The organism is Lacinutrix sp. 5H-3-7-4 (assembly GCF_000211855.2).
GTDB lineage: Bacteria > Bacteroidota > Bacteroidia > Flavobacteriales > Flavobacteriaceae > Lacinutrix.
Map to the genome: position 1 here is coordinate 886295 of NC_015638.1, position 23855 is coordinate 910149.

Below are 23855 nucleotides of genomic sequence, written 5' to 3' on the forward strand. Positions count from 1 at the left end.
AAAGAGCATCACTAGTAAAATGAAGATATTACATATAGATAGCAATCACCCATTATTAATAAATCAACTTAATGCCTTAGGCTTTACAAATCATGAGAATTATGTAGATTCAAAAGAAAACATTCAAAAAAGCATTCATGAGTACGATGGTTTTATAATAAGAAGTAGATTTAGTATAGATAAAGCCTTTATAGATTCAGCAACAAATCTAAAATTTATAGGTCGTGTAGGTGCAGGATTAGAAAATATAGATTGTGATTATGCAGAGCAAAAAGGCATAACACTTATTGCAGCACCAGAAGGAAATAGAAATGCTGTTGGAGAACACAGTTTAGCAATGCTATTATCTTTATTTAATAAGCTAAACAAAGCAGATCGAGAAGTAAGAAACGGGCAATGGCTGCGTGAAGACAACCGAGGTTTAGAGTTAGATGGTAAAACCGTAGGTATAATAGGTTATGGTAATATGGGTAAAGCCTTTGCAAGAAAACTACGCGGTTTTGATGTTAACGTTTTATGCTACGATTTAAAAACAAACATTGGAGACAGTAACGCAACGCAAGTAAACTTATCACAACTTCAAGAACAGGTAGATGTATTAAGCTTACACACACCAGAAAACCCATCAACCATAAACATGGTAAATACAAATTTTATAAATGCATTTAAAAAACCATTTTGGTTAATAAATACAGCACGCGGTAAAAGTGTAGTTACAAAAGATTTGGTAACCGCATTACAATCTGGAAAAATATTAGGTGCAGGATTAGATGTTTTAGAATACGAAAAATCATCATTCGAAAATTTATTTACTAGCAATAATATGCCAGAACCATTTAAGTATTTAATTAAGTCTCAAAATGTTATTTTATCGCCACACGTTGCAGGTTGGACAATAGAAAGTAAAGAAAAACTAGCACAAACTATAGTTAACAAAATTCAAGAAAAATTTTGCTAACTTTAAACAGATTAAACATAAATTATAATGACCTCAAAAGCAAAAACACCAGAAGAGTATATAGCACAACTCCCAGAAGATAGAAAAGCACCTGTTACAAAATTACATAATCTAATAAAAAAGCACATGCCAAAAGGTTTAGAGTCGGGAATAGGTTATGGTATGTTAGCATATTATGTACCAAAAACTATTTATCCAAACGGTTACCATTGCAAACCATTTCCACCTCTACCATTTATAAATCTAGCATCACAAAAAAACTACATAGCACTTTACCACTCTGGAGTTTATGCTAACAAAGAATTGCACGATTGGTTTGTAAACGAATACCCTAAACACAGTAAATACAAGTTAGACATGGGAAAAAGCTGTATTAGGTTTAAAAAACCAGATGCTATACCTTACGATTTAATACAAGAGTTGTTAGGTAAAATAACTGTAAAAGAGTGGATTGAGATTTATGAGAAAACTATAAAAAAATAGATATTAATTAATAATATTTAAAAAAAGGAAATGAAAAAAAGAGTAACAGGAATTGGTGGATTATTTTTTAAAACAAAAGATCCAAAAGCCTCAAAAGATTGGTATAAAAAGTATCTAGGTTTTAATACAGACGATTACGGTAGTACATTCTGGTGGAAAGATAAAGACGGTAATGACTGTTCAACACAATGGTCACCATTTAGTGAAGACACTAAATATTATGAGCCTTCTAAAAAAGACTTTATGTTTAATTACCGTGTGGAAAATTTAGTAGAATTACTAGCAACTTTAAAAGAAGAAGGTGTTACTATTGTTGGTGAAATGGAGGAATATGAATACGGAAAATTTGGTTGGATTTTAGATAACGACGGTAATAAAATAGAGTTATGGGAACCTATAGACCAAGCATTTAAATAAAAAATGTAACTTGTTTACCATAAAACCAACCCTATAACAACTAAATTAATGGCAGAAGAAAACAAAAACTTCGAAGACGAGATTAAAGAAAAAATTGAAAATGCCGAAGAAAAAACAGAAACACTCGCCGAAGAAACTAAAGACTCTTTAAAAGATTTTAAAGACAAAGCATCAACTATAGCAGACGATGCTAAAGAACAATTAAACAACTTAAAAGATAAAGCCTCAAGTTTTATAAATGAAGACAGCAAAGTAATTGTAGATAAAGCAAAGACTAAAGCCTCAGAAATCGCAAATGAAGCTGAAGAAAAGCTTGAAGAATTAAAAGAAGACGCTAAAGAAACCTTCGAAAAAGCAAAACAAAAAACTACACAATTTATAAACGAAGATGGAAAAGAATTGTTAGACGATGCCAAAGAAGCTTTTGATGATGTAAAAGGAAAAGCTAATGATATTGTAAATGAAGCAGGAGATAAACTTGAAGATTTTACAGAAGAAGCTAAAGAAGTTATTGAAGAAACTTCAAAAAAAACCAAAAACTTTTTTCAAAGATTATTTGGTAAATAATTAAATTTTAAAACCTAAGGTTACTGCTTTAGGTTTTATTTTAAATATTTTTATTGTAATATTGCAATATCACGTTATTTAAACTATTAATTATGGGCTTTACTAAACGTCATATTTTTGATAAACAACAAAATGAAATTGCTAGTTTCACTAAAATGATTGGACATCCTGCAAGAGTTTCAATCATACAACATATTAGCGAAAACCAACACTGTAATTGTAACGAGCTAGTTAAAGCTATAGGTTTAGCACAACCTACAATTTCTCAGCATTTAGCCGAAATTAGAAAAACAGGTTTGCTAAGTCAAACTGTTAAAGGCAAGAGTTTATTTTACTCTATTAATAAAGATAAGCTAAATGAATGCAGACGAATACTCAACGATTTTTTTGTTAAAACTCAAATAAATTGTAGTAAATAAACACGTAATTATAAACCATAGTTTACTGGTAAGAAATCTCCAATACGTTGTCTGGCCATAAAGCCTCCAAAAAGCACTTTATCTATTGGAGAGTGGTTTCCAAAAGCATCAATATAAAACCGTTTTACTTCACTTTTAATTGCAGATTGCCTGCCTTTACATAATATGTTAAGTTTCATTAAAAGCTCAACTTCTGTAACATTTAAACTGTCGTTTTTAAATGTTTTAATGTATAATGATGGGTCTGTTTGGTATTGACCTTTAAACACTTTAAACTTTTCTTTTTTAAAACTTTTATTGGCAATAGTTCTCATAAAATGTAGTGTAGATCCAGTATACGCTTGCTTTCTGTTTCGTAAAGCACGTTTGTGCTTTTTAGATTTTATGTTTTCGAAAAAAGTTGTACCAGAATACACAACAGATGCTACTGTTTTAAAAGCTTTTTCTAAATCTAAATTAGATTCTAAATTAATATTATAGATAATGGCAAAGTCTTTAATATCATATTTAATTATATAGTCTAAAGCTTCGTTTTTTATAATAATAGGAGAATTTGCTGATGCTATAAGTTGCTTTGTTTCACGTTCAAAATTTAGTATTAGAGCGTCTTCATTTAAAATTTTACATTGCTTTGCAAATTTAGATTCTCCTAAAAACTCTCTCCTAAACTGCTTGAGTTTAAATGACCTTGACCATTCATCTTTACTATCTAGAACAACCTCATCAAGAGTATTTATATCTTCTTTTAGTTTAAAGGTTTTTATTGTTTTATACTCTTTTAAATAAACTATTTGTGTTTTAAAACCTACATAAGAAACTACTAATGGTGAATTAACCATTTGCTTTAAATCTATATAAAATTCACCGTTAAAATCTGTAATGGTTCCTATTGAGGTATTATCAAAATATACAGATGCTCCAACTATAGGTTCATTATTATTTACATTTAATACAATGCCTTTTAGTTCTTGTGCTTTACATGTAATACTAAAACATAAAGCATATATAAAAACTAAAAATTTCACTTTTAAATATTTTAATTGTCTGTGGTTGTATTTGGAAATTTACTTTCTAATTCTGCTTGAAATTCTTCCATTACTGGACGCACTGTACTTTCTGGAAGGTCTGATATTTTAATGTACATTAAACCATCTACAGCGTTATTAAATAATGGATCTACATTAAATGCTACTAGTTTTGCATTTTGTTTAATGTATTTTTTAAGCAATACAGGTAGTCTTAAAGCTCCTGGTTCTATTTCATCTATTATTTTATCAAACTTGTTTAAATCGGCTTCAGTTTCTTCAAAAACAAAATCTTTATCTGCGTCTTTAAGTTTTACTTTAAATTCCTTTTTTGGGTGAACGTATTGTGCCACATAAGGGTCGTAATAATGAGATTTCATAAACTCAATCATTAAAGATTTTGAAAACTCAGAAAATTGATTACTAATACTTACACCACCAATTAAGTAATTGTGTTCTGGATGACGTAATGTTGTATGTACAATACCTTTCCATAGTAAAAATAAAGGCATTGGTTTTTGTTGGTAATCTTTTATAATAAATGCGCGTCCCATTTCTATAGATTCGCTCATCATTTTATGCAATTCTGGTTCAAAACGAAATAAGTCTTGCAAATAAAATCCATCTATACCATGAGCTGCAAATATTTGAGAGCCTAAGCCCATTCTATACGCTCCAACTATAAGTTTTGCTTCGTTATCCCATAAAAACATATGGCAGTAGTAACTATCAAACTTATCTAAATCTATAGCTTCATTAGTTCCTTCTCCAACGGCACGAAATGTTATTTCTCTAAGCCTACCTATTTCTGTAATTATATTTGGTATTCCTTTTGCTTCGGTTAAAAATACTTCGTAGTTTTTGCTTTCTAGTAATCGCTTATCGTTTTTTCTTAGAGCTGTAACTTCTGCTATCATTACCTCTTTGCTTATAGGAGTAACAATTGCTTTAGGTGTTTTTGGTATTTTTAAACTTGAAGAAAATGAACTTATACTTTTCTCTTTTGGCACAAAACTATTAGAAAGCATATATGTTTTACGACGTATAAATGCGGTGAAACTTTCTAAAGTCTTGTGCTCGTTTTGGTCTTTTACTGTTATTGGTTTACCTACTCTTACTTTAATAGTTCTCTTTTTTTGAGTAAGCAACTCTGAAGGTAATTTAGCTGTTCTAAACGTATCACTAATTTTTGAAAGTTTATAAAACAACTTACTGTTTTTAGCGTGAAAATAAATTGGAACTATTGGCACATTAGCTTTTTGAGCTAATTTCATAGCAGCTTCTTCCCAAGGTTTATCTACCATTAATTTACCATCTTTATAGGTAGATACTTCTCCTGCTGGAAATATACCCAATGGATGTCCTTCTCTTAAATGCATAATTGCATTTTTAAATCCTGCGATACTGGATTTTGCATCTTTTCTATCTTCAAATGGATTTACGGGCATTATATATGGCTTCATTGGCTCTATACGATGCAAGAGAAAGTTTGCTATAATTTTAAAATCGTCTCGTTTTTCTAGCATTAACTTTAAAAGTAAAATACCGTCAATTCCTCCTAATGGATGGTTTGATACTGTTATATATGCTCCGTCTTTAGGTAAACGCTTTAAATCTTCTTCGGGAATTTCAAATTTAATTTGAAATTCGTTTAAAATAGCATCTAAAAATTCTATTTCTTTTAAATCTTTATTACGGTTGTAAATCTTATTTAAAGTAGAAATTTTTAAAGTCTTCATTAATAGCCAACCAGCAAATGTACCAAACACCCCATACTTATCTAAATGGATTGCTTTTGAGACTTCTTTGGCTGTTACTAACGACATATTTTTATTTGTTAACGCTTACAAATGTAAGCAAAAAGATTATTGAGTTACTATTTGCACTGTTTGTTGAAACAACTGCTTAAGTAACACGGTTTTATCTTTCTCTAGATTTTTAATAGAGGCTTCATCATAATGCCTAATGGTATATAATGATACATTTTCGTGGCAAGTTACTTTAAATTTTGCCTTTAAGTGCAATAATAATTTTTCAAGATTGTTATAATTATTATCTATACATACCGAAAAACTAATTGCTGAGTTTTGTATGACATCAACTTTCATTTTGTAATGAGATAGCAAATTAAATATTTCACTTATATTTTCTTCTACTACATACGAAAAATCTAAAGTTGACAAAGATAAAAGTACTTGGTTTTGTTTTAATATAAAACATGGTAACTGCGGTTCTATTCCTATAGATTTATCTACTGTTGTGCCGTTGTTTTCTGGATTTAAAAAAGATTTTACGTGCAGTGGAATTTCTTTTCTTTGTAATGGTTGCAATGTTTTTGGGTGTATTACAGAGGCGCCATAAAAGGCAAGTTCTATAGCTTCTGTATAAGATATTGTATTCAACAGTTGTGTATTTTTAAAATGTCTAGGATCTCCATTTAATACACCTGGTACATCTTTCCAGATAGTTACACTTTCTGCATTTAAACAATAGGCAAAAATAGCTGCTGTATAATCACTGCCTTCTCTACCTAAGGTTGTTGTAAAGTTATTACTATCACTACCTAAAAAACCTTGAGTTATATACAAAGTATTTGGTTTAACTACTTTGGTAATTATATCTTGAGTTAAATTCCAGTCTACATTTGCACTTCTATAATAGTCATCGGTTTTAATACATTGTCTAACATCTAGCCATGTATTATTAAAATGTTTCTCGTTAAGATAGTTACTAATTATTGTTGTAGATACTAATTCTCCAAAACCTATAACTTGGTCGTAAATAAAGTTGTAGTTTGGAGATTTGTTACTTGTAAAAAATTGTAAAAGCTCTTTAAACAAAACATTAACCAACTCAAAAACTACAGGCCTTGTGTTACCAAATAAATCAAGCATAATTTGATGATGATAATGCTTTATAGTTTGCAGTTCACTTTTGTAATTTTCTTTATCGTTAAGATATTTATCTATAACAACCTCTAACGCATTGGTTGTTTTTCCCATTGCAGAAACTACAATTAATATGTTTTCATGCCCAATTTTTTCTAAAACACTAATAACATTTTTTACTCCATTTGCATCTTTAACTGATGCTCCTCCAAACTTAAATACTCGCACTATATATTTTTTAAATAACTTTTAATTCCAATTTCATTTAAATGTACAACATCCCAATCGCGCTTAACATTTGCTCCTTTTTTTTCATAAAATGCAATTGCAGATTCGTTCCAGTCTAAAACTTCCCAACAAATACGCTTTACACCTTTTTTATTTCCAAATTTCACAACTTCATCTAGTAAGAGTGTTCCTAAACCATGACCTCGCATAGCCTCACTAACAATTAAATCTTCTAAATGCAAAACTTCTCCTTTCCATGTAGAATACCTCATGTAAACTAATGCGGCTCCAACAACTACAGCGTCTTTTTCTACTACAAAACAAGTAAATTTTGGATGCTCACCAAATCCATCATTTTCCAAATCTTTAACTGTAATTTCTACAGCATCTGGTTCTTTTTCATATACAGCAAGTTCAACAATTAAATTGTACACATGCTCCATATCGTTTTTTGTTGCTAAACGTGTGGTATAATTCATAATTTAAAATAAATTGAAAATCAAATATAACTTAAAGTTAAATAGGGTACTATATTTAAATAATGGAAATTAATATAGTTTGTTAAAAAAACCGATATTTGCATAAAGCATTAGTTATATATCATGTCTAGAAAAAATCAAACCTTAGGAGAGTTTATTATTGAAAATCAATCGTCTTTTAGATACAGTTCTGGAGAATTATCAAGATTAATAAATTCTATAAGGCTAGCAGCAAAAGTAGTAAATCATGAAGTAAACAAAGCCGGTTTAGTAGATATTACTGGTGCAGCTGGAGATACTAATATTCAAGGTGAAGACCAGCAAAAATTGGATGTTTATGCTAATGATAAGTTTATACAAACCTTAACTAATAGAAATATTGTTTGCGGTATTGCAAGTGAGGAAGAAGACGATTTTATTTCTATAAATAGCCAGGATGAAAATAACCAGAATAAATATGTTGTTTTAATAGATCCTTTAGATGGCTCATCAAACATAGATGTAAACGTATCTGTTGGAACAATTTTTTCTGTTTATAGACGTGTTACACCTGTTGGAACACCTGTAACAATAGACGATTTTTTACAAAAAGGAAGCGAGCAGGTAGCTGCTGGTTATGTGGTTTATGGTACCTCAACAATGTTAGTTTACACTACCGGTCATGGTGTTAATGGTTTTACATTAAATCCTGCACTAGGAACCTTATATTTATCTCACCCAAATATGGAGTTTCCTGTAGATGGTAAAATATACTCTGTAAACGAAGGGAATTATAATCACTTTCCGCAAGGTGTAAAAGATTATATTAAATACTGCCAAATGGAAGAAGGCGACAGACCATATACTTCAAGATATATTGGGTCTTTAGTTTCAGATTTTCATAGAAATATGATAAAAGGCGGTATTTATTTATATCCAAAAAGCTCAAAAAATTCTGAAGGAAAACTACGTTTGCTATACGAATGTAATCCTATGGCTTTTTTAGCAGAACAAGCTAACGGTAAAGCAAGTAACGGTTTTACAAGAATTTTGGATATTGAACCAACAGAACTTCACCAACGTGTACCTTTTTTCTGTGGAAGCAAAAACATGGTAGAAAAGGCAGAAGAATTTATGCAAAAAACTTTGTAGTGTAACTTTACTTAAATTTTGTTACATTTGTTAATAACACATAATTTATTAATAGCATAATGGCTAAAGACGCTAATACCGATTCTCAATTAACAAACGCTCAAGATCCTACATCTAAAATTGATGCAATTAAGCAGCTAATTTTTGGTGAAAATATGGTTGAATATAACCATGAATTTGAGTCTGTTAAACAAGATATACTTAACAAGAAAAAAGAACTTGAGAATTTAGTAGATGAAGTAAAAGCAGAGTTACTTCAAAACATAGATAATTTAAGTACAGATATTAATATTAGAATTACTGAACTTGAAAATTCACTAGACGATAAAGCAAACACTTTAGACGAAAAAAAATTAGACCGCAAAGTTTTTGGCGATTTACTAATTAAACTAGGCGAGAAAATAAGTAACTAACCTGATTCTCGCGCCATGAATCAAGACGAAAAACTTAATATTTTAAAAGACATCTTACTAACAGATGAGCGAGAATATGCCCAAAAAGTAGAAGAAAAACTTAAGGTTGTAGAAGAAATTATTAATAAACAAAACAAACTCTCTGAGCGTGTTAACCCTATTATTGACGATAAACTAAACAACTTTATTATAGAAATCCCTAAAACTCTTGGCCCAACAATTACCGAAGCTTTAAAAACCGAAATTAAAAACTCTCAAGACGCTGTAGTAGAAGCATTATTTCCCATAATAGGAAAAATGATTAAAAAATATGTACAGCACGAAATGCAAAAACTATCAGACGAGATTAACTCTAAAATGAATAAAGCATTTTCTTTTGAAGGTTTAAAAAGAAGGTTTCGATCTAAAAAAACAGGTGTAAGCGAAGGTGATTTAATTTTACAAGAACTAGCTAAACCTATAGTAGAGCAAATTATGGTAATAGAAAAGGGTTCTGGTATAATAATATCAGAATATTCTAAAACTAAATCAATAGATGATGATATGGTTGCAGGAATGCTAACAGCCATTAAAAGTTTTGCAGAAGATGCCTTTGAAAAAAGTGACCAAGAATTGCAATATATAGAATATAATAATTTTCATATTCACCTACAAAACTTCTCTGCTTATTACATAGCTGTTGTAATTTCTGGCGCATATAATGTTATGTTTAAAGACAAATTAGAAGACAAACTTTTGGACTTCGCACAAAATCACATAAACAAAGAAGATTTAAAAGACAATGATTCTTTTTCTAAGAAATTAAAAGTATATTTCGGCAATGAAAATCTCTAAAAAAATAGTACTATTAGGCCACTTTGGAGTAGGTAAATCTTCTTTAATTAGACGTTTTGTTGAAAATACTTTTACCGAAGATTACAAAGTAACAATAGGCGTACATATATTTAAAAAAAACGTAACAGTTCCAGAAAAAAATACAGATGTATCTTTAGTAATTTGGGACTTAGAAGGAAACGACGATATTACAAATACTAGATTATCCTATTTACTAGGTACCAATGCCTTTATTTACGTTTACGATTTAACAAGACCTGCAACATACAAGAATATTAAATCTGAAATTGAATTCTTGCAAAAACAGCAACCAAAAACACCAGTTACAATTGTTGGAAATAAAGAAGACTTGGTTACAAAGTCATTTATTAAGCAGAACAACGATGAATTTGGCAGTTTAACGGATTTGTATGTAAGTGCAAAAACAGGAAATAAGGTTGATATTCTTTTTTCTAAATTAGCAGAGTCGCTTATATAAGTAAGCAAAAACCAGCTAATTATATGTTAGAAGAGTATAAAAAAAAGTATACAAAAGTTTTAGTTCAGCACTTAGTAGTTGATCTTAATGGTGAGGTTTTAGAAACAGACAGTACGCTCTTTCCTGTATCTAACAAAGAAAATATTGTAGATATACATCCCTTTTTTGAAACCGTATTTCCTTTATTAGAAACCAAAAACGAAACTTTTACTTTTTCGTGTATACATTTAAACATAGCAAATTTTAAAGCTACTGTAGACATTATACTTAAAACCTTTTCAAACAATACAAAACCCCTATTAATTATTCATGATTTAACAAATCACTACAATAATTATCAAACAACAGCACAAGTAAGAAATGAGTCTGTAATAAACTCTCAAATACTTGAACTTAAAAACACTTATTTAAAAGAAAAAGAAGCATTTAAAAATACATTTATTGCTAACTTTAGTCATGAACTTAGAGATCCATTAACAGGAATTTTAACGTTTTCAGATATTTTAAGTAAAACACAATTAGATCCTCAACAAAAAGATTATATACAAATACTAAATTCTTCTTCTAGTTTTTTAAAACAAATGATTGATGATATTTTAGATATCTCAAAAATAGAAGCAGGCAAATTAGAACTTACAATAGACCCTTTTAATTTAAAAGAACTACTTGAAGAAATTAAATTAAACTACATAATAAAAGCACAACAAAAAAGTATTGACTTTAACTATAAGTTTGATGAAAACCTACCAGAAATTGTAGGTGGTGATTCTAAACGTTTAAGACAGGTAATCACTAATTTATTAGACAATGCAATTAAATTTACACATACAGGTAGTGTAACACTAGCAGTATCTTTAAACCAAATTAGAGCACAAAAAGCAAGTATTCATTTTGAAATTAAAGACACAGGAATAGGTATTAAAGAGGAACATTTTAATGACATATTTTCAAGTTTCACGCAAGTAAATGAAAATGACAATTATAAAGGTACCGGCTTAGGTCTTGCTATTGTTAAACATTTAGTAGAACTCTCTAATAGTAAAATTAATGTAGAATCTAAACTTGGAAAAGGCTCTACCTTTTCAACCAACATTAATTTTTTATCAAACTCAAGTTTAAAACTTCCAAAAAAAGGAAAAACCACAGATATTGTTTTCGATACTAATAAAAAATACAACATTCTATTAGTTGAAGATTCAGAAATAACACAACTATCTGTGCTAAAAATATTAGCAACAAAAGGTCAGTTTTTTCTTGACATTGCTACCAAGCCTGAAGAAGTAATATCTAGAATTTCTACATTCGAAAACGAAATAGATTTGGTATTAATGGATATTAAATTAAAAGAACATAATGGAGACGAAATTGCTAAACAAATTAGAAGTCTTCCAGAACGTCAACATAGAAAAATTCCTATAATAGCCATGACAGCTAAGGTTTTTAAAGAAGACCTTAAACGTTATAAAAAAGCAGGCATAAATGATATTTTAAAAAAACCTTTTAACGAAAGGCAATTATTAAAAAAAATATCTCAACACTTAAATTAAGTATAAGTTAATAAAACAATACTTGCTATAACATCAGTCTTCTATACTTAAAAAAATTGTATCTTTAGTTTACAAAACGTTTTATCCCAAATGTATGCTTAAAGATTATAACACTTCCTATAAAGAATCTACAAACCAAATATTAATTGTAGACAAAAATGGATTAGTTATAGATTGTGATTCTCAATTATTTGAAAATTCAAAAGGAAAAAAATTAAACAACTTACATCCTTTTTTTATAAGCATAACCAACCTATTAAATACACCTAATAAAACTTATAATTTTGAGTGCATAAATCTAAAATTAAACAATTTAAACCATTCGGTAGACCTTACTTTACATACAAACAAAAAAAATGAAAATGCAGTAATAGTAATTCAAAACCTAACAACACAGTATATTAGATATCAAAAAGTAGCACAAAATAGAAATGAAGCTGAAATAAAATCTCAAGTATTAGATTTTAACAACAAACTTCTACTAGAAAAAGAAGCTTTTAAAGATAATTTTATAGCCAATTTTAGTCATCAAATAAAACTACCACTAATTAGTATTGATGGTTTTGTAACCCAATTAGAAGAAAGTAATCTTGAACAAAACCAACGCTATAATTTAAAAATTATAAAAAGTACTAATGGCAGATTAAAAACAATGATTAACGATATTTTAGACATTTCTAAAATTGAAGCAAATCACTTTAAAGCCTATAAAATTAGATATAATTTAATACAAGAACTCAATATTTTAGCCGAAATTTACAGTAAAAAATGTGAAGAAAAAGGACTAAAATTTGTTATAAATATAGACAAAAACTGTCCTAAATATGTAATTGCAGATAAGTTTAGGCTAGCACAAATAGCCAGCAATTTAATAGGAAATGCTATAAAATTTACAACAAACGGCAACGTAACTATAGATGTTAAAACTATAAAACAAAATAAAAACAAAGCCACTATACTATTTACTATAACAGACACTGGCATTGGTATAGAAAAAAACCATTTAGAAAATATATACAAAAGCTTTTACCAAATAAATAATAACATAAACAATGATGGCTCAGGATTAGGTTTAGCAATAACCAAAAACCTAATTAAAGCCCTAAATGGAACTATAAATATAAAAAGTAAACCAGAAATTGGAACCACAGCCAAAGTAACATTAGATTTTAAAATTGCCGATAATCAAGAAAATGAAAAATCTAAAACAAATATTAAAAACACAGCAACAAGTAATGCACCAAAAATTCTAATTGCAGAACCCTTACAAAAAGAACAAAACCTTTTAGTAAAACACCTAACAGCAAAACAACTATTTAATGTAGATGTCGTAGAAACAGGAGATGCCGTAATAGAAGCCCTACACAGTAAAATTTACGATACAGTAATTTTAAATATCAAACTACCAACAATGGATGGTTTAGATACAGCAAGATATATACGCCACTCAGATTTTTCACATTTTAACAACATACCAATTATAATTATTTCTAGTAAACCCTCAACACAAGAAGAGCAATACTGTAAAAACAAAAAAATAAATAGCTATATAGGAAGACCTTATAATAAAGCCGAACTCTTAAGAAAAGTTAAATACAATGTAAAAAAAAAGCAAGCCCAATAAAGCCTGCTTAATATTATTATAAAAAAATTGTGTTACCTGTTCATTAACTTAATTTCTTCAATAAAAGTATCTAAATCAACACCATTACTTACTAAAGTTAAAGCCTTATCAACAACATACTTAGTGTTTTCAGGGTTAAAACCTAAACCAACAGCAATCTTTCTTAATAAAATTTCTTCGTGATCACCTTTAATATGGTCAACATATACCATACGCGATAAATCATATAAACGCTCCAATCTACTATCGTAAGAATGTGGCGGATTAATTGGGTGAGACTGGTAATCTTCTAAAATCTTAGCATAATCACCTTCGCCAATATCTAAATTACGTGCCAAACGGTCTAAAAACTTTTTTTCATCCTCTGTAATAACACCATCATCCATTGCTACTCTAACTATAGAAGCAAAATGGTCCTCGTTGCGCTTTTTAAAACCGCTATCAAATAAATCTGCAAATGACATATATTTCTTTTAATATTTTAAGTGCCTCAAAGATAGACAAACTTAAAATGTTTTAAAATTAAAATTTTCTTTTTTTGGGCATTCATTTTACTTCCTTTAAAGAGAAGCAAAATACCGCGCTTTCACTCCTCGCTTCTGCCTAAAGGCAAGAGAGCTCAAACAAACCGTTCAATCACTAATGCAGTAACCAAATGCACTCTATATTTATAAATTTAAGTTAAAACCAGCAATTAAAAAGCCTCAATTACCAAATAATAATTCTAACACTTATATTTGTAGTATAACACAAAATAAGTGAGCAAAACATTAATCTCGCAAACCTATTTAAAGTCTTTGCAACTGCAAAAACTACAGGATTCTATTACCCAAAACGAAAATTTCGATAAAAACCAAGACAATACAAAATCTCATTTAAAAGGTTTAGTAGGTTCATCGCTATCGTTTGTAGTAAGCGAAAGTTTTAAAAACGCACAAAAACCTTTTTTATTAATATTTAACGATAAAGAAGAAGCCGCTTTTTATCTTAACGACTTCGAACAACTACTAAACTCTAAAGACGTTTTATTTTATCCTGGAAGCTACCGCAGGCCATACCAAATTGAAGAAACAGATAATGCAAACGTATTACTTCGGGCAGAAGTTTTAAATCGCATAAACTCGCAAAAAAAGCCCGCGATAATAGTAACATATCCAGATGCTTTATTCGAAAAAGTAGTAACACGTAAAGAACTAGAACGCAACACACTAAAAATAAATGTTGGAGACGATTTAAACATAGACTTTGTAAACGAAGTATTATTTGAGTATAAATTTAAACGTGTAGATTTTGTTACAGAACCAGGCGAATTTTCTGTACGTGGTGGTATTGTAGATGTATTCTCATTCTCTCATGATGAGCCATACCGTATAGAATTTTTTGGAGACGAAGTAGACAGTATTAGAACCTTCGATGTAGAAACACAACTCTCTAACGAGCAAATAAAAAAAATAGGAATAATCCCTAATGTAGAAAACAAGTTTTTAGAAGAGTCACGCGCAAGTTTCTTTAAATACATTGCTCAAAAAACAGTGGTGTACACTAAAAATGTAGACTTATTATTTTCAAGAATAGACAGCTTATTTAATAAAGCCGAAGAAGCCTTTAAAAACTTATCTTCAGATTTAAAACATGCAGAACCGCAAGAACTATTTTGCAACTCTACCCTATTAAAAAAACAACTATTAGAGTTTAATGTTGTAGAATTTGGTAACGATGCTTGGTTAAACCCATCGCAAAACATAAGCTTTAATACCACACCACAACCTGCATTTAACAAACAGTTTAACTTATTAATAGAAAACCTAAATAGTAACCACAATAACGGTTACAAAAACTATATAGCTTGTATTAGCGAACAACAAGCCAAACGCTTCCATGATATTTTTGATGATGTTGAAGGCCAAGTACATTACGAGACTATAATAATTTCCTTATACCAAGGTTTTATAGATCATGAAAATAAAATAGTTTGCTATACAGACCATCAAATTTTCGAACGCTACCATAAGTTTCATCTTAAAAATGGCTACGCAAAAAAACAAGCCATTACCTTAAAAGAACTTACAAACCTAGATATTGGCGATTATGTTACACATATAGATCATGGTATAGGAAAATTTGGCGGACTTAAAAAAATAGATGTAGAAGGTAAAAAACAAGAAGCCATAAAGCTTGTATATGGAGAGCGAGATATTTTATATTTAAGCATTCACTCTCTACATAAAATCACCAAATTTAACGGTAAAGATGGCAAACCACCTAAAGTTTATAAACTAGGAAGCAAAGCCTGGAAAACTTTAAAACAAAAAACCAAAGCCCGTGTAAAGCATATAGCTTTCAACTTAATAAAACTTTATGCAAAACGCAAGTTAGAAAAAGGCTATCAATACAATACAGATAGCTATTTGCAACATGAGCTAGAAGCCTCTTTTATATACGAAGATACGCCAGACCAAATAAAAGCCACGGCAGATATTAAAGCCGATATGGAGAGCGAACGCCCAATGGATCGTTTAATTTGTGGCGATGTAGGTTTTGGTAAAACCGAAGTTGCCATTCGTGCCGCCTTTAAAGCTGTAGATAATGGTAAACAGGTTGCCGTTTTAGTACCAACTACAATACTTGCGTTTCAACACCATAAAACCTTTAGCGAACGTTTAAAAGAATTTCCTGTAACTGTAGATTATCTTAACCGTTTTCGTACAGCAAAAGAGAAAAGAGAAACAATAGAAAAGCTTGAAAAAGGACATGTAGATATTATTATTGGTACACACCAATTAGTAAATAAAAAAGTAAAATTTAAAGACTTAGGCTTATTAATAGTAGACGAAGAACAAAAGTTTGGAGTTGCCGTAAAAGAAAAACTAAAAACACTAAAAGATAATGTTGATGTTTTAACTCTAACTGCTACACCTATACCAAGAACGCTTCAGTTTAGCTTAATGGCAGCAAGAGATTTATCGGTTATAACAACACCACCACCAAACCGTTTTCCTATAGAGAGTAATGTTATTCGTTTTAACGAAGAAACCATTCGCGATGCTGTAAGTTATGAGATACAACGTGGCGGACAAATATTTTTTATTCATAATCGTATAGAAAACATTAAAGAAGTTGCTGGAATGTTACAGCGTTTAGTACCAGATGCTAAAATTGGAATTGGTCATGGCCAACTAGATGGCAAAAAACTAGAAGAGCTTATGCTTGCTTTTATTAATGGTGATTTTGATGTTTTAGTAAGTACTACAATAATAGAAAGTGGTTTAGATGTACCTAATGCAAACACCATATTTATAAATAATGCCAATAATTTTGGGTTAAGTGATTTGCACCAAATGCGTGGTCGCGTTGGTAGGAGTAATAAAAAAGCCTTTTGTTACTTTATAACGCCAGGCTATGATGCTATGACTCCAGATGCCAGAAAACGTATTCAAGCATTAGAGCAATTTACAGCCTTAGGTAGCGGCTTTAATATAGCAATGAAAGATCTAGAAATTCGTGGTGCTGGAGATTTATTAGGCGGCGAACAAAGTGGTTTTATTAACGAAATTGGTTTTGATACTTACCAAAAAATATTAAACGAAGCTATAGAAGAACTTAAAGAAACAGAATTTAAAGACCTTTATAGCGAAGATATAAACGATAAAGAATACGTAAAAGATATTACCATAGATACAGATTTCGAACTACTGTTTCCAGACGATTATATTAATAATATTAGTGAAAGGTTAAACCTGTATACTCAATTAAACAATTTTAAAACCGAAGAAGAATTAGAAAAATTCGAAATAGATTTAATAGACCGTTTTGGAGAATTACCAACACAAGTTGTAGACTTACTAAATAGTGTTAGGCTAAAATGGTTAGCAACAAAATTAGGTTTAGAAAAAGTAATCATGAAAAAAGGAAAATTAGTTGGCTATTTTATTAACGACCAACAAAGTAGCTTCTACCAAAGTGGTAATTTTACTAAACTATTAAAATACATTCAACAAAATCCAATGGCAGGTAAAATGAAAGAAAAACAAACCAGAAATGGTTTACGATTATTACTTACCTTTGATAATATTAAAACTGTAGATCAAGCCTTAAAGGCTTTAAAACCAATTTTGGCTTAGTTTTTGTCTTAATAAAATAAACTAAAAAAATGACTAAAAAAATTCTTTTTGTACTCGCTTTTTTACCTGTTATGTTGTTTGCACAACATAGTGTAAAAGGAACCTTTTCTCCTGCAGAACAGTTTAAATTTGCCTTTTTATATCGTGTTACCGCACAAACTTCTCTATTTGTAGGTAATGCAGATGTTGATGAAAAAGGAAACTTTGAAATTAAATTAGACTCTACAGCTGTACCAGGAACCTATAGGTTGGTTTACGCACAACCACAAGAAGAATACAACTTCGATTTTATTGTTAACAATAAAGAAGATGTTGTTTTAACATTCGATTTAGAGCAAGGTGTGAGTTTTATAGAATCTGCCGAAAATAAAATGTATACTTCATACAATAAAAGTATGGCTTTAGTAAACCAAAGTATACGAAAGTATTATGGCTCTGGAAAAAAAGATGAAAAAGGATATATGGAAATTTTTAAAATCCTTGAGCGTACACAAAATGAATTTGAAACAGCATCAAAAGGTATGATTGCTAATACTTTTATTAAAGCTTGCCACCCATACATTCCAACACAAGTGGAAGATGTTGCAACCTTTTCTAAAGGAGTAAAAAACAACTACTTTAAACATATAGATTTTAGTAATAAGTCACTTCAAAACTCTGGTTTTTTAATAGACAATACTATTAATTACGTTTTAGGGTTTGTAGATAGAAATAATCCTGATAAATCTTACATAGAGAATGTAGATACAGTAGTAAATGCTATTGGTAATAATCCAGAAATAAAGAAAATTTTATTAGAAATACTTTGGAGTCAATTTGCTAGTGAAAACAATGAAGTTGTTGCAAATAAAATATCAGACAAGTATTTAATGTCTATAGCAAAAGCAAGTAAAGACTTCGAGTTAACACAAACACTTACCTATTTTAAAAACGCTTCAATAGGTAATATAGCACCAGATTTTAATTTAAAAATTAAAGACAACAAAACTAATAAAACTGTAAGCTCTAAATTAAGTGCTTTAGATTCTTCAAACAACTATTTAATATTCTTTTGGAGCACAACATGCTCTCATTGTCTTGATGAAATTCCTAAGTTAAAAGAATACATAGCTAAACAAAATAAAGAAGATATTAAAGTAATTGCTATCGCATTAGATAATGATGAGTACCGCTGGAAAGAAATGACTTTTGAATATCCAGATTTTATTCACGTATTTGGAGAAGGTAAATGGGATAATGAAATAGGGAACCAGTATAATGTAACAAGCACGCCTTCATATTATATATTAGATAAAGACAAAAAAATAGTTTCTAAACCAGAAGATATAGATGGGTTTAAAACAAATTTTAATACCATTAAGTCTAAAACAAAAAAATAAACATTTTAATTAAAATGTTAGTAATACAAAAAGCGAAGTACATACTTCGCTTTTTATGTTTTTAAAAGTGATAAAAAGCATTTTCAAGATGCTCAATAACAAAACGCTTATTTTCCTTAACAATAGCTATAATATCAAAACGAACCTCTACATCCAATGCGTTTTCAATAACATATTCATTAACTGCTTTTACTAAACGTTGTATTTGTTTTGGTTTTACAAAATCTTGTGGATTTCCAAAATTTGTAGTCGACCGTGTTTTAACCTCTATAATTGCTAAAGTATCTTCTATTCTGGCAATAATATCAACCTCGGCTTTATCAAAACGGTAATTGCGTTCTACAATTTCATAGTCCTTTTTTAATAAAAAATCTACGGCTAATTGCTCTCCTTTTTTGCCAAGCTCGTTGTGTTTTGCCATCGATAAGTAATCTGTTTTAGTATGCTGTTAGCAGTTATTTTTCATTACTAAAAATTATTTTTCAAAAGTAATTGTAGATTGAGAACTATTAACGTCTAGTTGTATTGTTCTTCCTAAAATCATAGCTCTGTTATCATCTTCATGACCAGCAGGCATGTTAAACGCAATTGGAAAATTATAATCTTCTAAAGCATCAATAATTAATTGCTCTACACTACTTCCCCAAAGTGTTGTGTTTTTTCTCATTCTACTCATATCTCCAACAATAACACCTTTGCAATTATCAAAATAACCAGCACGTTTCATACTTTGTAACATACGGTCTATATGGTATTTGTACTCACCTATTTCTTCAATAAATAATATTTTTCCATCCACATCAATACTAGTATTAGAACCTAACATAGTATGTAAAATAGTTAAATTCCCACCAACAAGTTGTCCTTTGGCACTACCTGTTCTATTATATTTTGATCCTGTTAAAGTATAAGCTAAAGGTTGTCCAAAAATTGCAGATTTAAAAGTTTCGATGCTTTTTTCAATTTTACTTAAATCATTAGGTAAACTCACACACATTATACCGTGAATTGTTTCTACTCCTATAGTATGTAATTGGTTATGTAAAGCTGTAATATCACTATATCCAATAATCCATTTAGGTTGTTTTAAAAATTTAGAATAATCAAGTTTATCTAAAATTCTAACCGTACCATAACCGCCACGTGCACTCCAAATCGCTTTTATACTTTTATCGTCTAATGCTTTCTGGAAATCTTCACAACGTTCTGCATCTGTTCCTGCAAAATGATTGTCTTTTTTAAAAACATTATCACCAACGATAACATTTAAATTCCAGCTTTCTAGTAATTTTTTAGCGCGGGCAACTTCATCATTTCTATTTTTTAAAATTCCTGAAGGCGCAACAATAGCAACAGTATCGCCAGCTTTTAAATAAGGTGGTTGTATCAATTTGTTTTCATTTTTACTTTGTGCAGTTAAACTGGTATTTCCAAATAGAAAAATAGCACTACACAAAATCAATATTATTCTAATTTTCGACATATTGTAAATGTACATTTTTTTTCTAAATGGCTATCAAAATGTGTACTTTTACGGCTTCAAAAGAAAAGATGATGTCAAAAAGATATACAATTACCGCAGCATTACCATATACTAATGGTCCAATACATATTGGACATTTAGCAGGTGTGTATGTACCGGCAGATATTTATGCAAGATATAAGCGTTTAACTGGTAACGATGTTGCTTTTATTTGTGGAAGTGATGAACATGGTGTGCCAATTACTATTAAAGCAAAAAAAGAAGGCGTTACACCACAGCAAATTGTAGATAGATATCATAAAATAATTAAAGATTCTTTTGAAGATTTTGGTATTACTTTCGATAATTACTCTAGAACGTCTGCCAAAATTCATCACGATACAGCTTCAGAGTTTTTTAAAACATTATACGATAAAAATGAGTTTGTTGAAGAAGTATCTGAACAATTATACGATGCAGAAGCTAACCAGTTTTTAGCCGATAGGTTTGTTATTGGTACTTGCCCAAAATGTGGCAATGAAGAAAGTTATGGTGATCAATGTGAAAAGTGTGGAACCAGCCATAATGCTACAGATTTAATAAATCCTAAATCTGCAATTACAGGAAATGTTCCTACTTTAAAAGAAACAAAACACTGGTTTTTACCATTAAACAAACATGAGCAATTTTTAAAAGACTGGATTCTTGAAGGTCATAAAAAAGATTGGAAACCTAATGTATACGGTCAAGTTAAATCTTGGATAGACGATGGTTTAAGACCAAGAGCAGTAACACGTGACCTTGATTGGGGAATTCCTGTACCTGTTCCTGGTGGCGAAGGCAAAGTACTTTATGTTTGGTTTGATGCGCCAATTGGTTATATATCTGCAACTAAAGAATGGGCTGCAAGAGAAGGCAAAGATTGGGAACCGTACTGGAAAGATGAAGACACTAAATTAGTACACTTTATTGGTAAAGATAATATTGTATTTCATTGTATAATTTTTCCTGCTATGCTAAAAGCAGAAGGATCTTACATATTACCAGATAATGTACCTGCTAATGAGTTTTTAAATTTAGAAGGCAATAAATTATCAACATCTAAAAATTGGGCTGTTTGGTTACCAGAATATTTACAAGACTTCCCAAACAAACAAGATGTTTTGCGTTATGCTTTAACAGCAAATGCACCAGAAACAAAAGATAACGATTTTACTTGGAAAGATTTTCAAGCAAGAAACAACAACGAGTTAGTTGCCATATTTGGAAACTTTATAAATCGTGTAGTTGTTTTAACTAATAAATATTATAACGGTATAGTACCAAAACCAGGAGAATATTCTAGTGTAGACCAAGAAACTCTAGCTGCAATAAACGCATACCCAAGTGTAATAGAGAGTTCTTTAGAACGCTACCGTTTTAGAGAAGCATCTCAAGAGTTAATGAATTTAGCAAGACTTGGAAATAAATATTTAGCAGACGAAGAACCATGGAAATTAATTAAAACAGATGGAGAGAGAACAAAAACAATAATGTTTGTAGCGCTACAAATAGCATCAGCTTTAGCAATATTAAGCGAACCGTTTTTACCATTTACCTCTGCAAAATTAAAATCTATTTTAGCATTTAATAACCTTGCCGAAGCACAAAACTGGACTGATGTTTCATCAAATGAAATTTTACTTCCAACAGATCATCAAATAGGAAAAGGAGAACTTTTATTCTCTAAAATTGAAGACAAAGAAATACAGACACAATTAGATAAATTAGAAGCTAGTAAAAAAGCTAATGAGGCTGCAAATAAAGTTGTAGAACCACAAAAAGACACCATTACTTATGATGATTTTACAAAGTTAGACATGCGTGTTGGCACTATTTTAGAAGCAGAAAAAATGCCAAAAGCAAAAAAACTACTTGTTTTAAAAGTAGATACTGGCATTGATGTAAGAACAATTGTTTCTGGTATTGCAGAAAGTTTTACTGCCGAAGAAGTTGTTGGTAAAAAAGTAACAGTATTAGTAAATCTTGCACCAAGAGCATTACGTGGTGTAGAAAGCGAAGGCATGATTTTAATGACAGAAACTCCCGAAGGAAAACTAGTGTTTGTGAATCCAGACCAAGCAGAAGTAATTAATGGCCTAACTATTAACTAGATAATCAATTTAATTTTTAAAACTAACCAAGCTTATTTATGAAAAAACTATTAACTCTATCATTCTTTCTATGTTCAACAATTTTATTTTCTCAAATGAAATATAAAAAAGGACATATTATTAAAAAAAATGGTGAAAAAACAAATGTGTTAATTAAATACCAAAATAAAGATCATGTTCCAGATTTTTTTAACTATAAAATTTCTAAAAGTGATGCAAAACAAGAAATATCGATAAAAGAGATTAAAGAAATTGAAATCTATAATATAGCTAAATATAGAACCATAACAGCAGACGTAGACATTTCAGGCACTAAAGAAATAAAATTAGCTCCAAAAGATTTTTTTGCAGAAATTATTGTGGAAGGTAAAGCCAATCTATACTATTTTAAAAATAAAACAGAAACACATTTTATATATAGTGTAGACAACAAACCTAATAAAGAATTGATAAAAAAATCATTTAAAAAAGGTGAGTTAACAGGATTTAATAACGATTATATAAAAAAATTAGTTGTTGATGTTAATTGTAATAATATGGATATTCAATCTGTAAAATTAAAAAAAGAAGATTTAAAAAATCACTTTATTAATTACAATGAATGTAATAACCAACCTTCTAAATACATAGAAAAAGAACAAAAAACGAAGTTTAATGTTAATATTATAGGAGGAATAAATAATTCTAGTCTTGAATTAGATTTCTCAAATTATAACAGCCCAACAGTGGACAACTACTTTGATTATGGATCTAAAACAACTTTAACTTTTGGAGCTGAAATTGAAGTAATATTTCCCATAAACAACTATAAATATTCGTTTATTTCTGGGTTATATTATAGAAGCTTTGAGGGAGAAACTTTAAACAGTCAAACTTCAGATCCAACATCTATTAAATATAATAGTATTGAAATTGCAGTTGGAGCTAGACATTACATGTATTTAAACCAAAATTCAAAACTTTTTATAGACGCAAGTGGCTATGTGAATTTAGTAAATGATAATAATATAACTCTTAAAGCTACAGGTACTCAGGTAGACATTAACTCAGATTTTAAAACGCCTCTTCGTTTAGGTTTAGGATTGGGCTATAAATATAAAAAATATGGTATAGCTTTTAAATGGTTTGCACCTCACAATATTACAAACAATTATAATGTGTTAACTACTTCTTTTAAAAACACCTCTCTAATTTTATCTTATAATATATTGTAGAAAAAACAATTAACAAATCACCAAAAACAATGGCG

At 29.7% G+C, this 23855-nt stretch carries 22 protein-coding genes; 15 read left to right on the plus strand and 7 right to left on the minus strand.

Annotated elements, in window-relative coordinates:
* Positions 1 to 19 precede the first annotated feature (19 nt).
* The 5 genes from LACAL_RS03900 to LACAL_RS03920 all read left to right on the plus strand — a co-directional run bounded on the left by LACAL_RS03900 (position 20) and on the right by LACAL_RS03920 (position 2844).
* The gene (locus tag LACAL_RS03900) at positions 20 to 958 is read left to right on the plus strand and encodes a 2-hydroxyacid dehydrogenase (protein WP_013869402.1); all 939 of its coding nucleotides are present in this window, start codon (positions 20 to 22) and stop codon (positions 956 to 958) included.
* A gap of 27 nt (positions 959 to 985) precedes the next feature.
* Positions 986 to 1441 carry a DUF1801 domain-containing protein gene (locus tag LACAL_RS03905; RefSeq protein WP_013869403.1) on the plus strand — a complete coding sequence of 152 codons (456 nt, stop codon included), beginning with the start codon at positions 986 to 988 and terminating at the stop codon, positions 1439 to 1441.
* 30 nt (positions 1442 to 1471) lie between these two features.
* Positions 1472 to 1858, plus strand: a complete 387-nt coding sequence (locus LACAL_RS03910) for a VOC family protein (RefSeq protein WP_013869404.1) — start codon at positions 1472 to 1474, stop codon at positions 1856 to 1858.
* Between the two features lie 48 nt (positions 1859 to 1906).
* Entirely contained in the window at positions 1907 to 2425 is a 519-nt protein-coding gene (locus tag LACAL_RS03915; RefSeq protein WP_013869405.1) for a YtxH domain-containing protein, read from the plus strand.
* Positions 2426 to 2517: 92 nt separating this feature from the next.
* On the plus strand, positions 2518 to 2844 hold the full coding sequence (locus tag LACAL_RS03920; RefSeq protein WP_013869406.1) for a helix-turn-helix transcriptional regulator: 327 nt from the start codon (positions 2518 to 2520) through the stop codon (positions 2842 to 2844).
* An 8-nt stretch (positions 2845 to 2852) separates the two neighbouring features.
* On the opposite strand, the gene LACAL_RS03925 is transcribed toward LACAL_RS03920, so the two are convergent.
* From LACAL_RS03925 to LACAL_RS03940, 4 genes are read right to left on the minus strand one after another with little or no spacing between them, the layout of a single operon-like run.
* Positions 2853 to 3869, minus strand: a complete 1017-nt coding sequence (locus tag LACAL_RS03925) for a carboxypeptidase-like regulatory domain-containing protein (protein WP_013869407.1) — start codon at positions 3867 to 3869, stop codon at positions 2853 to 2855.
* Between the two features lie 11 nt (positions 3870 to 3880).
* The gene (locus LACAL_RS03930; RefSeq protein ID WP_013869408.1) at positions 3881 to 5695 is read right to left on the minus strand and encodes a lysophospholipid acyltransferase family protein; all 1815 of its coding nucleotides are present in this window, start codon (positions 5693 to 5695) and stop codon (positions 3881 to 3883) included.
* Between the two features lie 39 nt (positions 5696 to 5734).
* The gene (locus LACAL_RS03935) at positions 5735 to 6985 is read right to left on the minus strand and encodes an aspartate kinase (protein ID WP_013869409.1); all 1251 of its coding nucleotides are present in this window, start codon (positions 6983 to 6985) and stop codon (positions 5735 to 5737) included.
* The gene (locus LACAL_RS03940) at positions 6985 to 7464 is read right to left on the minus strand and encodes a GNAT family N-acetyltransferase (protein ID WP_013869410.1); all 480 of its coding nucleotides are present in this window, start codon (positions 7462 to 7464) and stop codon (positions 6985 to 6987) included. The genes LACAL_RS03935 and LACAL_RS03940 overlap by 1 nt, the downstream gene beginning before the upstream one ends.
* A gap of 123 nt (positions 7465 to 7587) precedes the next feature.
* Here LACAL_RS03940 and fbp point away from each other — a divergent pair, with 123 nt between their 5' ends.
* The 6 genes from fbp (at position 7588) to LACAL_RS03970 (ending at position 13491) form a co-directional block, all read left to right on the plus strand.
* Entirely contained in the window at positions 7588 to 8595 is a 1008-nt protein-coding gene (gene fbp / locus LACAL_RS03945; RefSeq protein WP_013869411.1) for a class 1 fructose-bisphosphatase, read from the plus strand.
* 59 nt (positions 8596 to 8654) lie between these two features.
* Positions 8655 to 9008, plus strand: a complete 354-nt coding sequence (locus LACAL_RS03950; RefSeq protein WP_013869412.1) for a hypothetical protein — start codon at positions 8655 to 8657, stop codon at positions 9006 to 9008.
* A 15-nt stretch (positions 9009 to 9023) separates the two neighbouring features.
* On the plus strand, positions 9024 to 9842 hold the full coding sequence (locus tag LACAL_RS03955) for a hypothetical protein (RefSeq protein ID WP_013869413.1): 819 nt from the start codon (positions 9024 to 9026) through the stop codon (positions 9840 to 9842).
* A complete protein-coding gene (locus tag LACAL_RS03960; RefSeq protein WP_013869414.1) occupies positions 9829 to 10320 on the plus strand; it encodes a Rab family GTPase in 492 nt (163 codons plus the stop codon). The genes LACAL_RS03955 and LACAL_RS03960 overlap by 14 nt, the downstream gene beginning before the upstream one ends.
* A 23-nt stretch (positions 10321 to 10343) precedes the next feature.
* A complete protein-coding gene (locus LACAL_RS03965; protein WP_013869415.1) occupies positions 10344 to 11867 on the plus strand; it encodes an ATP-binding protein in 1524 nt (507 codons plus the stop codon).
* 94 nt (positions 11868 to 11961) lie between these two features.
* The gene (locus tag LACAL_RS03970; RefSeq protein WP_013869416.1) at positions 11962 to 13491 is read left to right on the plus strand and encodes an ATP-binding protein; all 1530 of its coding nucleotides are present in this window, start codon (positions 11962 to 11964) and stop codon (positions 13489 to 13491) included.
* A 32-nt stretch (positions 13492 to 13523) separates the two neighbouring features.
* On the opposite strand, the gene LACAL_RS03975 is transcribed toward LACAL_RS03970, so the two are convergent.
* Positions 13524 to 13955, minus strand: a complete 432-nt coding sequence (locus LACAL_RS03975; protein WP_013869417.1) for a TerB family tellurite resistance protein — start codon at positions 13953 to 13955, stop codon at positions 13524 to 13526.
* A gap of 294 nt (positions 13956 to 14249) precedes the next feature.
* Between LACAL_RS03975 and mfd the strand changes: the two genes are divergently transcribed.
* Positions 14250 to 17612, plus strand: a complete 3363-nt coding sequence (mfd, locus tag LACAL_RS03980) for a transcription-repair coupling factor (RefSeq protein WP_013869418.1) — start codon at positions 14250 to 14252, stop codon at positions 17610 to 17612.
* 29 nt (positions 17613 to 17641) lie between these two features.
* Complete coding sequence (locus tag LACAL_RS03985) at positions 17642 to 18991, plus strand: TlpA disulfide reductase family protein (RefSeq protein ID WP_013869419.1); 1350 nt, start codon at positions 17642 to 17644, stop codon at positions 18989 to 18991.
* A 61-nt stretch (positions 18992 to 19052) separates the two neighbouring features.
* Here LACAL_RS03985 and LACAL_RS03990 read toward each other — a convergent pair whose 3' ends face one another.
* Together LACAL_RS03990 and LACAL_RS03995 are read right to left on the minus strand one after the other, a co-directional pair.
* Complete coding sequence (locus LACAL_RS03990; RefSeq protein WP_013869420.1) at positions 19053 to 19412, minus strand: YraN family protein; 360 nt, start codon at positions 19410 to 19412, stop codon at positions 19053 to 19055.
* A 54-nt stretch (positions 19413 to 19466) separates the two neighbouring features.
* Positions 19467 to 20474, minus strand: coding sequence for an LD-carboxypeptidase (locus tag LACAL_RS03995; protein WP_013869421.1), 1008 nt, complete (start codon positions 20472 to 20474; stop codon positions 19467 to 19469).
* 38 nt (positions 20475 to 20512) lie between these two features.
* On the opposite strand from LACAL_RS03995, the gene metG reads away from it, so the two are divergent.
* Both metG and LACAL_RS04005 read left to right on the plus strand, forming a co-directional pair.
* A complete protein-coding gene (gene metG, locus LACAL_RS04000) occupies positions 20513 to 22606 on the plus strand; it encodes a methionine--tRNA ligase (protein ID WP_013869422.1) in 2094 nt (697 codons plus the stop codon).
* A 38-nt stretch (positions 22607 to 22644) separates the two neighbouring features.
* Positions 22645 to 23820 (plus strand): outer membrane beta-barrel protein, encoded by a 1176-nt coding sequence (locus LACAL_RS04005; protein ID WP_083817715.1) that lies wholly within the window; start codon positions 22645 to 22647, stop codon positions 23818 to 23820.
* Positions 23821 to 23855: the final 35 nt, after the last annotated feature.